The sequence below is a fragment of the Sphingomonas azotifigens NBRC 15497 genome (assembly GCF_002091475.1).
GTDB lineage: Bacteria > Pseudomonadota > Alphaproteobacteria > Sphingomonadales > Sphingomonadaceae > Sphingomonas > Sphingomonas azotifigens.
Genome location: NZ_BCTR01000033.1, coordinates 76,418 through 87,951 on the forward strand (window position 1 = coordinate 76,418; position 11,534 = coordinate 87,951).

General features: G+C 65.7%; 14 protein-coding genes. 6 read left to right on the top strand and 8 right to left on the bottom strand.

Annotation, left to right across the window (positions count from 1 at the left end):
• Nucleotides 1–36 precede the first annotated feature (36 nt).
• Nucleotides 37–189: a YdcH family protein gene (locus tag SAZ01S_RS12975; RefSeq protein ID WP_084582688.1), complete on the top strand. Its 153-nt coding sequence runs from the start codon at nucleotides 37–39 to the stop codon at nucleotides 187–189.
• A 156-nt stretch (nucleotides 190–345) separates the two neighbouring features.
• Here SAZ01S_RS12975 and SAZ01S_RS12980 read toward each other — a convergent pair whose 3' ends face one another.
• The 3 genes from SAZ01S_RS12980 to SAZ01S_RS12990 all read right to left on the bottom strand — a co-directional run bounded on the left by SAZ01S_RS12980 (nucleotide 346) and on the right by SAZ01S_RS12990 (nucleotide 2,090).
• Entirely contained in the window at nucleotides 346–720 is a 375-nt protein-coding gene (locus SAZ01S_RS12980) for a PilZ domain-containing protein (protein WP_084582689.1), read from the bottom strand.
• A gap of 115 nt (nucleotides 721–835) precedes the next feature.
• Nucleotides 836–1,303: an RNA polymerase-binding protein DksA gene (gene dksA / locus SAZ01S_RS12985; protein WP_084582690.1), complete on the bottom strand. Its 468-nt coding sequence runs from the start codon at nucleotides 1,301–1,303 to the stop codon at nucleotides 836–838.
• 331 nt (nucleotides 1,304–1,634) lie between these two features.
• Complete coding sequence (locus SAZ01S_RS12990; RefSeq protein ID WP_084582709.1) at nucleotides 1,635–2,090, bottom strand: host attachment family protein; 456 nt, start codon at nucleotides 2,088–2,090, stop codon at nucleotides 1,635–1,637.
• A 96-nt stretch (nucleotides 2,091–2,186) separates the two neighbouring features.
• On the opposite strand from SAZ01S_RS12990, the gene serS reads away from it, so the two are divergent.
• From serS to SAZ01S_RS24050, 4 genes are read left to right on the top strand one after another with little or no spacing between them, the layout of a single operon-like run.
• Nucleotides 2,187–3,467, top strand: coding sequence for a serine--tRNA ligase (gene serS / locus SAZ01S_RS12995; protein ID WP_084582691.1), 1,281 nt, complete (start codon nucleotides 2,187–2,189; stop codon nucleotides 3,465–3,467).
• Entirely contained in the window at nucleotides 3,467–4,234 is a 768-nt protein-coding gene (gene surE, locus SAZ01S_RS13000) for a 5'/3'-nucleotidase SurE (protein WP_084582692.1), read from the top strand. The genes serS and surE overlap by 1 nt, the downstream gene beginning before the upstream one ends.
• A gap of 6 nt (nucleotides 4,235–4,240) precedes the next feature.
• Nucleotides 4,241–4,585 (top strand): DMT family protein, encoded by a 345-nt coding sequence (locus tag SAZ01S_RS13005; protein ID WP_084582693.1) that lies wholly within the window; start codon nucleotides 4,241–4,243, stop codon nucleotides 4,583–4,585.
• A gap of 44 nt (nucleotides 4,586–4,629) precedes the next feature.
• A complete protein-coding gene (locus SAZ01S_RS24050; protein WP_167693154.1) occupies nucleotides 4,630–4,770 on the top strand; it encodes a hypothetical protein in 141 nt (46 codons plus the stop codon).
• A gap of 228 nt (nucleotides 4,771–4,998) precedes the next feature.
• Here the strand turns inward: SAZ01S_RS24050 and SAZ01S_RS13015 are convergent, their stop codons facing one another.
• The 4 genes from SAZ01S_RS13015 to SAZ01S_RS13030 all read right to left on the bottom strand — a co-directional run bounded on the left by SAZ01S_RS13015 (nucleotide 4,999) and on the right by SAZ01S_RS13030 (nucleotide 8,865).
• Nucleotides 4,999–5,733: an SIMPL domain-containing protein gene (locus SAZ01S_RS13015; protein ID WP_084582695.1), complete on the bottom strand. Its 735-nt coding sequence runs from the start codon at nucleotides 5,731–5,733 to the stop codon at nucleotides 4,999–5,001.
• A 61-nt stretch (nucleotides 5,734–5,794) separates the two neighbouring features.
• On the bottom strand, nucleotides 5,795–7,621 hold the full coding sequence (locus SAZ01S_RS13020; protein ID WP_084582696.1) for a M2 family metallopeptidase: 1,827 nt from the start codon (nucleotides 7,619–7,621) through the stop codon (nucleotides 5,795–5,797).
• A 58-nt stretch (nucleotides 7,622–7,679) separates the two neighbouring features.
• Nucleotides 7,680–8,441, bottom strand: coding sequence for an alpha/beta fold hydrolase (locus tag SAZ01S_RS13025; RefSeq protein ID WP_084582697.1), 762 nt, complete (start codon nucleotides 8,439–8,441; stop codon nucleotides 7,680–7,682).
• Entirely contained in the window at nucleotides 8,422–8,865 is a 444-nt protein-coding gene (locus tag SAZ01S_RS13030) for a GFA family protein (RefSeq protein ID WP_084582698.1), read from the bottom strand. Before SAZ01S_RS13030 ends, SAZ01S_RS13025 begins: the two co-directional genes overlap by 20 nt.
• Before the next feature lie 170 nt (nucleotides 8,866–9,035).
• On the opposite strand from SAZ01S_RS13030, the gene SAZ01S_RS13035 reads away from it, so the two are divergent.
• Nucleotides 9,036–10,886, top strand: a complete 1,851-nt coding sequence (locus SAZ01S_RS13035; RefSeq protein ID WP_084582699.1) for a methyl-accepting chemotaxis protein — start codon at nucleotides 9,036–9,038, stop codon at nucleotides 10,884–10,886.
• Nucleotides 10,887–11,017: 131 nt separating this feature from the next.
• Here the strand turns inward: SAZ01S_RS13035 and SAZ01S_RS13040 are convergent, their stop codons facing one another.
• On the bottom strand, nucleotides 11,018–11,374 hold the full coding sequence (locus tag SAZ01S_RS13040) for a tetratricopeptide repeat protein (protein ID WP_084582700.1): 357 nt from the start codon (nucleotides 11,372–11,374) through the stop codon (nucleotides 11,018–11,020).
• Nucleotides 11,375–11,534 lie beyond the last annotated feature (160 nt).

The following is an 11,534-nucleotide window of genomic DNA, read 5'->3' on the forward strand; positions in this document are numbered from 1 at the left end:
TCGCTCCCCTCAGAGTCGTTGAAGGAGGATTGCTTTATGCACACCGCGCACTTTTCGGCACTTAGCGCCAAGCATTCACAGCTCGACAAGCGAATCGCCACCGAAACGCAGCGCCCCCTTCCCGATAACATGCTTATCGCGCAACTGAAGAAACAGAAACTGCGCGTCAAGGAAGAGATGCAGCGCTAGCGCACCCATCCACAGATTATTTACCATCCACTTGCGCTCGCGCGACCGACAATTGTCGCGCGAGCCAAGGGACAGCAGGCCTGGCGAACAATGGATGCGGCATGACTCGCGCAGCACGCCCACGCGCCGGACAGTGTGGATAGCGGAAAACCTGGCTCAGCGGCGGGTAAGGATCGGCTTCACATAGACGGGCGTCTGCGTCCCGCCCCCGACCGGCTTGCGCGCGAGCTTCGGATCGATTTCGTTGTCGAACGCGACGCCGACACGGCCCTCTGCCGCCCAGGCGATCTTGCCCTTTACCCAGCCCACGCCGCGCACCTCGACTTCCACCGGGGTCCGCAGTCCTACCGGGCCGGTATATTCGGCCATCAAGCCACCGGCAGACAGGTTCCGCACGCGCACCGTGCCCACCTCTTCGCCGTCCACGCGGAATTGCGCAGTCAGCAACAGGCTGTCGCGGACACCACTGCGCTGCCCCGCAAAATCATCGGCGGAAAGGGTGGTGGCGGGCATGTAAGACTGCTGGTCCATTGTTGGCTCTCAAACGCGGATTCGCACCCGAAGGGCAGTAGACCAGCAACTCTTAACGAAAGGATTAACCGGAATCCGCTCCGGGATATTGCCGGAACGGATTCTAACGTAGATTTCACTCGTCCCGGCTGATCTTCTCGTTACGTTCATGCCGTTCCTGCGCTTCGACCGTCATCGTCGCGGTCGGCCGCGCCTCGAGCCGCGCCAGCGGGATCGGCTCGCCGGTCACTTCGCAATAGCCATATTCGCCTTCGTCGATCCGACGGAGCGCCGCGTCGATCTTTGCGATCAGCTTGCGCTGGCGATCGCGGGTGCGCAGTTCGATCGACCAGTCGGTTTCGCTCGATGCGCGATCGGTCAGGTCCGCTTCGCGCAGCGGCTCGGACTGGAGCTGGTTCAGCGTACCTGCCGCTTCGCGGTAGATCGCATCCTTCCAGGCGTTCAGCTTTCCGCGGAAATATTCCTGCTGCCGCGGGTTCATGAACGGTTCGTCGTCGCTCGGCCGGTATCCATCGTCGCCGTCATTCGCGGCGGGAGGAACGCTTTTATCGTGCTCGTCAAAACGGCCCAAAACAGTTGCCATTCCCACTCTCCACACCAGTCTCCCGGTGGCCAGCCGCCAAGAGACTGCATTGCCCGCAGGCCCTATACTTTCGCAATCAGCGGTTAACAAGCGGATGCTGCGAAAGCTTTTGGTACCAATCCCCTGTACTTGGATAGAAATTAGCGACGGCTGAACCACCGCCCCTGTTTCGCGATGGTAGCGGAACCATTTGCGCAGCCAAGTTCAGGCTCGCCGATGCGTGTCCTGAATTCGCACAAGGCGAAGAAATGCGCCTGCGTCGCAACAACAATGCAGGGGGAGCGGGCGGCGCGGGCACACCGCCCGAGCGCCCGCCCCCTCCTGGCGCCACTCAGGCGTCGCGCAGCGCGGCTTCGATGTCGGGCACCGGATGATCGGTCAGGTCCTTGGCGAGTTCGCCGCGCAGCCGATCGGTCACCGCCCCGTGATAAAGCTTGCGCAGTTCGCCGAGCGTCTTCGGCGGTGCCACGATGATCAGCGACTCGAAGCTGTTCCGCAGCGCCTCGTCCTTCAACATGCCGGCGACCTGAGCGGCGAATCGATCTTCCTCCAGTTGGTGGAAATCGGTCTCGCCCATCGTGCCGCCCGAGGACGCGAATTGGCCACCGCCGCGTGTGGACGCGGCTGCACCAGACGAATCGGTCTTCTGCTCGGACGTACTGGGATTCGGGTGCAGCTCTTTGCGGACCACCTCGAGGTTCAGATAGTCGGCATCGCCCTGGTTGCGCAGCATCAGCAGCTTGCGGCCATCGGCGACCACCACCATCGCATCATGAGGAACCAGCATCGCGCTCTCCTTGTCACTGTTCACTTGGGGAGCAACCAACGGACGGATCGGCGGCAGGGTTGCGCGGGCCTCGGCCCCCGGCCATAGGCTAGCGCCATGCACGACATCCGCTTCCTCCGCGAACATCCCGAAACCTTCGATCAGGGCCTGGCGAAGCGCGGCCTGGAGCCGCAGTCGGAGGCGCTGCTGGCGCTGGACGAGCGCCGCCGCGCGCTGGTGACCGAACTACAGGCCGGACAGGCGCGCCGCAACGAGGCCTCGAAGGCAATCGGCGCCGCCAAGGCGAAGAAGGACGAGGAGGCCGCCGCCGCACTGATGGCGGAGGTGACCATCCTCAAGGAACGGCTGCCGATGCTGGAGGCCGAGGAAAAGGCCGTCGGCGAGGAGCTGGAAGGCCGACTCGCGGCGCTGCCCAACCTGCCCTATCCCGATGTCGCGCAGGGCGCGGACGAGAACGACAATGTGTTCGTCCACGAACGCGGCACCCTGCCCGCCTTTGGCTTCGCGCCGAAGGAACACGACGCGATCGGCCCGGCGCTGGGGCTCGACTTCGAGACCGGCGCCGGCATGTCCGGCGCGCGCTTCACCTTTGTCCGTGGCCATGCCGCCCGCCTGCACCGCGCGCTGGGCCAGTTCATGCTCGACACGCTGACCGGCAGCTATGGCTATGAAGAGTGCGTGCCGCCGCTGCTGGTGCGCGACGAAGCGCTGTTCGGCACGGGCCAGCTGCCCAAGTTCGCCGAGGACCTGTTCCAGACCACCGACGGCCGGTGGCTGATCCCCACCGCCGAGGTGAGCCTCACCAACGCGGTGCGCGAGAAGATCCTGAGCGAGGAGGAACTCCCGCTTCGCCTTACCGCGCTCACCGCCTGCTTCCGTTCCGAGGCTGGGGCGGCAGGCCGCGACACCCGCGGCTTCATCCGTCAGCACCAGTTCGAGAAGGTCGAGATGGTGTCGATCACCACCCCCGACCAGTCCGAAGCCGAGCATGAGCGGATGACCGGCGCCGCCGAAGCGGTGCTGACCAAGCTGGGCCTCGCCTTCCGCCGGATGAAGCTGTGCAGCGGCGACATGGGGTTCACTGCGGCGCGCACCTACGACCTCGAAGTGTGGCTGCCCGGCCAGGACCGCTATCGCGAGATCTCGTCCTGCTCGACCTGCGCCGACTTCCAGGCGCGCCGGATGAACGCGCGCTACCGCCCCGAGGGCGAGAAGGGCACGCGCTTCGTTCACACGCTCAACGGCTCGGGCCTGGCAGTGGGCCGCACGCTCGTCGCGGTGCTGGAGAATTATCAGCAGGAAGACGGATCGGTCGCCGTGCCGATGGTGCTGCAGCCCTATCTGGGCGGTCTCAACCGGCTCGAACCGCGCGGCTGATGCGGATCCTGCTCACCAACGACGACGGCTATCATGCCCGCGGCCTGGGCGTGCTGGAACGGATCGCGCGGACGATCTCGGACGACATCACCGTCGTCGCGCCGGCGGAGGAGCAATCGGGAAAGGGCCGCTCGCTCACCCTCACCGAGCCGTTCCGCGTCCGCCGCCATGCCGACAACCGCTATGCGGTGAAGGGCACGCCGACCGACTGCGTGATGTTCGCGCTGGCCGAGGTGATGGCCGATGCCAAGCCGGACCTGATCCTCTCGGGGGTCAATCGCGGCGGCAATCTAGCCGAGGACGTCAGCTACTCGGGCACCGTCTCGGCGGCGATGGAAGGCGCGCTGGCGGGCATCCGCTCGATCGCGCTCAGCCAGCGCTATGCCCGCAGCGGCATGGGCGACGCGGTGCCGTTCGACACCGCCGAGGCCTGGGGCGAGCGCGTGCTGCGGCCGCTGCTCGACGTCGACATGGAGCCGCGAACGCTGGTCAACATCAACTTCCCGCCGATCGCGGCCGATGCGGTCCAGGGCATCAAGGTCGTCTCGCAGGGATTCCGCGACTATGGCCGCGTGGCGCTCGACAAGCGGCTCGATCCGCGCGGCTTCCCCTATTACTGGCTGGCGATGGGGCGCATGCCGCACCAGCCCGTGCCCGACACCGATCTCGACGCGATCGAGGCCGGCTTCGTCACGGTGACGCCGCTGCATCTCGACCTCACCCACCGCGAGTCGATGGACCGGCTGCGCGGCGCCTATGCGGGCTGAACGCCGATGCTGGACCGCCTGCTGCCGATCGGGCTGCTGTTCGTCTCCAACCTGTTCATGACCTTCGCCTGGTACGGCCACCTCAAGTACAAGGGGGCGCCGCTGTTCCTGGTGATCGTGATCAGCTGGGGCATCGCCTTTGTCGAATATTGCTTTGCGGTGCCGGCCAACCGGCTGGGTAGCGCCGTCTATTCGGCCGCACAGCTGAAGGGCATGCAGGAGGTGATCACCCTCACCGTCTTTGCCGGGTTCTCGGTGCTGTATCTCGGGCAGCGGATCACGCTGAACCATGTGATCGGCTTCGCGCTGATCGCGACCGGCGCCTTCTTCCTGTTCCGCACGCATCACTGAACCGGGTGGAGGGGCGCGCGTTTCTCTTCGACAAGGAGAGCAGCATGAACCCCGAACCGACCCGCGACACGCCCGAAACCCAGCCCGGCACCGCACATCAGCCCGACGGCACCGACAGCTCGGCCGAGTGGAATGCCGGGATCGCCGACGAGAACATGGTCCCGGATCAGGGCCCGGAGTACTGATCTCTCGATCCTCCCCCGCCAGGGCACGGCGCACCCATAGCAAGCAGGGGCCAGCGGCATCTGAAAAAACCATCGTCATTCCCGCGAAGGCGGGAATCCATCGCTCTGTGCGTCGGAGGATAGAGCCGCGGCACCAGCGCCAATGGATCCCCGCCTTCGCGGGGATGACGACGCCTTTCGGCTATATGCGATGGCCCTGCCTCTGGCGGGGGAAGGATCAAGCCAGCCTCACTGCAGCTCGAAGGTAACCACCAGCGCCTTCTCCACATGCGTGGCGCCGTCCGCCCGCTTGAGGCTGCGGAACATCGCCTGCGGCCCCTGGCTCATCGCCAGCTCGATCTTGTTCTGGACGGCCGGCGTGAGCGGACCATTGCCGGTCTCGCTGATGCGCACCACCCGCGCGACGCGCAGACCCATTTCCTTGGCGTAGATCTCGGCATCGGCGCGGGCGTTGCGCAGCGCCATCGCCTTGACCTGTTTGTCGGCGGCATTGACCTCGACCATGTCCGGCTCGGCGCGCAGCGTGCCGATCTTGTAGTCGTTCACGAGCAGCTGGTCCCGCACGGCATCCGCCTGCGCCGTCGTGCGGAAGGTCAGCAGCCGCGCCTGCGGATCGGTGAAGATCGGCGCGGCATCGCTGGCGCTGTCCGCGTCCTCGCTCTGCGTCTGTTCGATCTGGGCCTTGGTGAGGCTATCGACCGGCGCATCGCCGATCGCCGCTGCTGAAAGCCCCTGTGCCTTGAGCGTCTCCTCGATCTTGGCGAGCAACGCGGCGCTGTCGCGCTTCGCCTCCGCCTCGGTCTTGCCCTTGCCGATATAGCTGACCTCAAGGGTCACCTTGCCCGGCTTCACATCGACCCAGCCATTGCCGACAATTTCCAACGTGACCGGGTGGCGCCCCTGCGCGCTCGCCACGCCGGGGGCGATCAGGGCCAGTGCTAGAATGAAGCTCTTGGTACGCATCTACTTCTCCTCCGATTTGCGCACGTACCTGCACAGATCGGAGGAGAAAGTCTTGCAGAAGTTACCAGCCCTGCGGCTGGCCCTTGTTCTGTTCGTCCAGCCACTTCTTGAGCGGCGCGAAATATTCCATCATCGCCTTGCCCGAGATTTCGCGGCTGCCGGTGAAGGTCTGCAGCGCATCCGGCCACGGCTTGGAGGCGCCCATCTCGAGCATCTTGTTCAGCCGCGCGCCCACTTCCTTGTTGCCGTAGAAGCTGCAGCGATGCAGCGGACCCTTCCAGCCCGACTGGTCACACGCCGCCTTGTAGAACTGGAACTGGAGCAGCCGCGCGAGGAAGTAGCGCGTGTAGGGCACGCTACCCGCGACGTGATACTTGGCGCCCGCGTCGAACTTGGTCTCGTCGCGCGCCACCGGCGGCACGATGCCCTGATACTGGAGGCGCAGCTTGTTCCAGCCCGCCTCATACTGGTTGGCGGGGATCGTGCCGTCGAAGATCTGCCAGCGATATTTGTCGACCAGCAGGCCGAACGGAAGGAACGCCACCTTGTCCATCGCCTGACGGAGCAGCAGGCCGATATCCTTGTCGGCGCTCGGCACCTGGGCGCGGTCGAGCAGGCCGATCTGCACGAGATATTCGGGCGTGATCGACAGCGCGATGAAGTCGCCGATCGCCTCGTGGAAGCCGTCGTTCGCGCCGTTGCGGTAGAGCGCCGGCTGCGCCTGATAGGCGCGCTGATAATAATTATGACCGAGCTCGTGGTGGATCGTGACGAAATCGTCCGAATTCACCTTGATGCACATCTTGATGCGGACGTCGTCCTTCTCGTCGATGTCCCAGGCCGAGGCGTGGCACAGCACTTCGCGGTCGGCTGGCTTCAGGAACAGCGAGCGCTCCCAGAAGGTGCCCGGCAGCGGCGCAAAGCCAAGCGAGGAGTAGAAGCCCTCGCCGGTCTGGACCATCTTCTTCCAGTCATACTGCTTCGTCTTGAGCAGGTCGCCCACATCATAGCCGAGGTCGCCGGCGCCCTTGGGCGCGACCACGTCGTAGATATTGCCCCATTCCTGCGCCCACATGTTACCGAGCAGATCGGCGCGGATCGGACCGGTCTTGGCCTGCACTGCGTCGCCGTACTTCTCGTTCAGCTTGCGGCGGACATAGGTGTGGAGCGCGACGTAGAGCGGCTTCACTTCGTTCCACAATTTGTCGGTCATCGCCGCGAATTCGGCCGGCGGCATGTCATAGCCCGAACGCCACAGCGCGCCGGTGTCGGCGAAACCCAGCTCCTTCGAGCCCTGGTTCGCGATGCCGACCAGCTTGGTATAGTCGGGGCGCATCGGCGCGCCGACAGCGTCGTTCCAGCTGACCCACATCTCCTTGAGTTCGTTCGGATCGCGGCTGGTGCCCATCGCGGCTTCGATGTCGCTGCCGTTGATCGGCTTGCCACCGCGGGTGCCCTTGCCCTTGGCATAGGCCGAGCCGAGCCTGGTCGAAATGTCGCTCAGCTGCTGGGCCGCGCCCGGCTTGGTCGGCGCGGGGAGCACCAAAGCGGCGCGGAGCATGGTGAGCTGGCGCTGCTGCTCGGGCGTGAGGCCCGGCGCCTTTTGCAGGCGCGCGGCGTCGAGCGCGAAGCGAACCGCCATCTCGGTGCCCTTGGCGCCATAATCGGCGGCGAGCGCATCGGTATCGTCGGTGATGTAGGTGGCGTTGACCCAAGCGACACGCTGCGCGGTTAGGTTGAACGCCGTCATCTCCTGCTGGGTACGGTCGAGGAACGCGGCAGCCTCGGACGCGGTCGGCGCGGCGGCGGGCGTCGTGCTGGTCTGCGACTGGGCGGGCGCGGCGAGCATCGCGGCGAGCGCCGCGAGCGAAAGGCCGGTACGGATCATGATGCGAAGTCCCCGGAATCAAGAAAGGCGCGACCCTGCCGCGCCTTTCCCTCTCCCGTCAACCAGCGAGGAACTCGACCAGCGCGTCGCCGAGCTCCGGCCGGGTGACCGCGCTCATGTGATTGCCCGGAATTTCGATGAACAGGCCATAGGGCAGCAGGTCCGCCACGTCCTGGGCCGAGCCATTGTCGTAATCGTCGGCGCCCGAGATCACCGCGGTCGGCTGCGCGATCGCCGCGATCTCGTCGCGCGGCGTGTCGACGAACGTGTCGAGGATGCGCAGCAGGGCCACCGGATCGCCCTTGGTGGTCTTGAGGAACGCCTCGGTCAGCCATTCGGAGCTGCCGCGCTGGAAGCTGCCGAGATTGGTGAGCACGCGGTGGAAATAGGCGCCGCGGCCCTTGGTCGCGACCAGCCCGTCCAGCCCCATGCCGGAGAGCACCACCTTGTCCGGCGTGGCGCCGTTGGCGAGCATCCGCACCACGGTGCGCGCGCCGAGCGAATAACCGCCCAGATCATAGTCGGTGAGGCCGAGATGCGCGATCAGCGCAAAATTGTCGCGCATCAGCACGTCGGGCGGATAGGCGGCGGGATCGTGCGGCTTGGCGCTGTGCCCGTGCGCGCGCAGATCGGGCAGGATCACCCGAAGGCCGCGCGCGGCGAGCTTTGCGGCATGGCCGTACTTGATCCAGTTGACCTCGGCGGAGGAGAAATAGCCGTGGATCAGCACCACGGGCCGCCCCTCCCCCATCTCGGTCCAGGCGATCTCCTGGCCGTCGAAGCTGGCGAAGCGGTGCGTTTCAGTCGGGTAGTCGGCCAATGCTGTCCATCCATCGTTTGACGACGTTCGGGTTGTCCTCGGTGCGGTATCGGGGGAGCGCGGTCGTGTCGAGCCACTGTTCGTGCATGCTCTCCACGGCATAGTGGTGGCGCGGCTGAAAGCGGCGCGGCGCATCGAAGCTGCCGATCGTCAGGTCCATACTCTCGCCGTCGAGAAATTCGAAGGTCAGCGGCGTGCCGCATTCCCGGCAAAACCCGCGCTCGGCGATCGGTGACGAGCGATAGCGATCGGGCTGCCGCCCCCAGGTGACGTCCGCCTTCGCCACGCCCTTGAACGCAATCGAGACGCCGCCGGTCGCGCGCTGGCACATCCGGCAATGACAGAGATAGGCATCATCATTCTCGATCCGTACGCGATACCTGATACGGCCGCACTGGCAGCCTCCCTCAACTAGCTCCGCCATCCTGCTCTCCTTGCGGCAAATTTCTGAAAGCAAAGCGCTTTCATTTGGCACCTGGTTGCCGATTGTAGCTTCGTCATGCCCGACGCCCGGCACCTGCAATCTATAATGAATACGGGAATTACCGCATTTACGCAGCGTCGCAGCTGCGTCGGCCATGTCACGGAACTTCAATGCTCAAGCGCTTCCAGAACCTTCCGCTCGCCACCAAGACGACGTTTCTTGCCGTCGCGGGCCTGGCGCTGCTGGCGATCGCCACCTTCTTCGTCGCCGATCGCGCGCTGACGCAACAGGCGGCCAAAACCGCAGCGGAGCGGCAGGAAATGAACATGCGCGTCGCCTGGCAGGTGCTCCGCGGCTATGGCAGCGACTTCCGGGTGGAGGGCGACGACCTCTATGTCGGCAGCCACAAGCTCAACAACTGGGACGAACCGGTCGACGAAGTGAAGCGGCTGGTGGGCGGCACCGCCACCGTCTTCCGCGGCGACATGCGCGTGGCCACCAACGTCACCAAGCCCGACGGCAGCCGCGCGGTGGGCACCCCGCTCGCCCGCAACGCTGCCTATGAGACGGTGCTGGGCAAGGGCCAGCCCTATCGCGGCACCGCCGACATTCTCGGCAAGCCCTTCTTCACCGCCTATGATCCGATCAAGGACGCGTCGGGCAAGACGATCGGCATCCTGTTCGTCGGCATCCCCGAAAGCGATGTGATGGGCGCGATCGGGAGCGCCCGCTGGATGCTGGCGCTGTCGGCCGCATTGATCTCGCTGGCGGTGGCGGCCTCGGCCTGGTTCGGCGGCAACGCGATGTTCGGCCCGCTTGTCCAGATGACGGCAGCGATGCGGGCGCTGGCCGCCGGCAAGGTCGATGTCGCCATCCCCGCCCGCCACGCCACCGACGAGATCGGCGCCATGGCCGAAGCGCTCCAGCATTTCCGAACGTCCGAGATCGCCCGCCAGCAAGCGGAGGCGCGCGACCGGGAAGCCGAAGCGGCGCGCGAACACGCCATGGACGTGCTGGGCAGCGCGCTCGCCAAGGTCGCCGGCGGCGATCTGACCGCGGACATCGGCAGCGACTTTCCCGCCGATTACGAAAAGCTGGCGACGCATTTCCGCGCTGCGATCGGCGGCCTGCGCGAGCTGATCGGTGCCGTTCTCGAGGGCACCGCCTCGATCCGCACCGGCTCGCACGAAATCGCCAGCGCCTCGGAGGATCTCGCGCGCCGTACCGAGGCCAATGCGGCGAGCCTCGAAGAGACCGCTGCCGCGATCACCCAGATGAACCAGCGCATCGACGCCACCGCGACCGCCGCCGGCGTGACCGTCGAACGCGCCGATCAGGCGATCGGCGTCGTCGGATCGGGCCGCAGCACGGCCGACGAGGCGGTGCAGGCGATGCTCCGGGTATCCGATAGCGCCAAGGGCATCGACAGCGTCATCGAAGGGCTCGATAAGATCGCCTTCCAGACCCGCGTGCTCGCGATGAACGCCGCGGTCGAGGCAGGGCGTGCGGGCGAGGCCGGTCGCGGCTTCGCGGTGGTCGCCGATCTGGTCTCGGCGCTTGCCATGCGCGCCGAGGAAGAGGCCAAGCGCGCCCGCGACCAGCTCACCGTCACCCAGTCCGAGGTCGTGGTGGCGCGAGGCGCGGTCGAGCGCGTCGATCACGCGCTGGCGGCCATCGTCGATACCGTGGGCGAGGTGCACAATCTTCTTGGCGGGATGGCCGCGGACAATCGCGCCCAGTCCGCCGCGATCCGCGAGATCAGCACCGCGATCACCGACATGGACCGCGCGACGCAGCAAAACGCCGCGATGGTCGAACAGACCTCGGCAGCCGCCCGGCAGCTCACCGACCAAGTCGCCCGCCTCGACGCCCATGCCGCCACCTTTCGAACCGGCGGCGATGTCGGGCCGCTCCAAACGCCGCGGCTGCGCAGCCCGGCACGGACGGAACCGGTGGCTACGACGACGCGTGCGGTGCCCGTGCAGGCACTTGCCGACGGCGACGACTGGGCCAGCTTCTAAGGACGATCGCCGTCTGGCGCACACATGCCGCCAAAAGGAAAAGCGCGCCGGGATGATCCGGACGCGCTTTCACCTGGACTTCACGAGGTTCGCGGGAGCGGAAGGGCCGTGCCGGTCCGCTCCGGCCGCGATCAGCGCGACGCCATGCGCTGGCGCTGGTTGAGATAGCGCAGTCCAGCATGCGCGATCGCGTGCGATCCTGCCGTGCGCTCGGTGGAAACCGTCATCGGGACTTCGTCTTTCTGGAGCACCTGCTCGTACAGTGAACGCGCCCGATCGATTCGGCCGGTCGCGTAATAGACGGCGGCGAGGTTCAGCTGCACTTCCGGACGCTGGTCGAACCGCATCTGGGCCAGCAGCTTCTGCTCTGCCTTGGCATAGGCACCGCTCATAATGTCCTTGGCCGCGAGGCTGTTATCCTGCGCAGCCGCCGGCGCGGCCAGGGACAGCAGCGCAACCGCGGCCGCAACGACAAGTTTGATCGACATATCGTTCTCCTCTCACATGTTACACCAAGGCGTCATTTATGTTACACTTGGATGACATATGAGTGACATATTGAAGTCAGGTCGGCAACCCTGCATTTTCGCCTAGGTTCGGTACGGATTCATACAAACCTGCACGGAGAAGAACCTATCTTCGTCCTCC

Bases quoted from the DNA above. Each gene is read 5' to 3' on its own strand.
- SAZ01S_RS12975 (WP_084582688.1), top strand. From the start codon at position 37: ATGCACACCGCGCACTTTTCGGCACTTAGCGCCAAGCATTCACAGCTC.
- SAZ01S_RS12980 (WP_084582689.1), bottom strand. From the start codon at position 720: ATGGACCAGCAGTCTTACATGCCCGCCACCACCCTTTCCGCCGATGAT.
- dksA (WP_084582690.1), bottom strand. From the start codon at position 1,303: ATGGCAACTGTTTTGGGCCGTTTTGACGAGCACGATAAAAGCGTTCCT.
- SAZ01S_RS12990 (WP_084582709.1), bottom strand. From the start codon at position 2,090: ATGCTGGTTCCTCATGATGCGATGGTGGTGGTCGCCGATGGCCGCAAG.
- serS (WP_084582691.1), top strand. From the start codon at position 2,187: ATGCACGACATCCGCTTCCTCCGCGAACATCCCGAAACCTTCGATCAG.
- surE (WP_084582692.1), top strand. From the start codon at position 3,467: ATGCGGATCCTGCTCACCAACGACGACGGCTATCATGCCCGCGGCCTG.
- SAZ01S_RS13005 (WP_084582693.1), top strand. From the start codon at position 4,241: ATGCTGGACCGCCTGCTGCCGATCGGGCTGCTGTTCGTCTCCAACCTG.
- SAZ01S_RS24050 (WP_167693154.1), top strand. From the start codon at position 4,630: ATGAACCCCGAACCGACCCGCGACACGCCCGAAACCCAGCCCGGCACC.
- SAZ01S_RS13015 (WP_084582695.1), bottom strand. From the start codon at position 5,733: ATGCGTACCAAGAGCTTCATTCTAGCACTGGCCCTGATCGCCCCCGGC.
- SAZ01S_RS13020 (WP_084582696.1), bottom strand. From the start codon at position 7,621: ATGATCCGTACCGGCCTTTCGCTCGCGGCGCTCGCCGCGATGCTCGCC.
- SAZ01S_RS13030 (WP_084582698.1), bottom strand. From the start codon at position 8,865: ATGGCGGAGCTAGTTGAGGGAGGCTGCCAGTGCGGCCGTATCAGGTAT.
- SAZ01S_RS13035 (WP_084582699.1), top strand. From the start codon at position 9,036: ATGCTCAAGCGCTTCCAGAACCTTCCGCTCGCCACCAAGACGACGTTT.
- SAZ01S_RS13040 (WP_084582700.1), bottom strand. From the start codon at position 11,374: ATGTCGATCAAACTTGTCGTTGCGGCCGCGGTTGCGCTGCTGTCCCTG.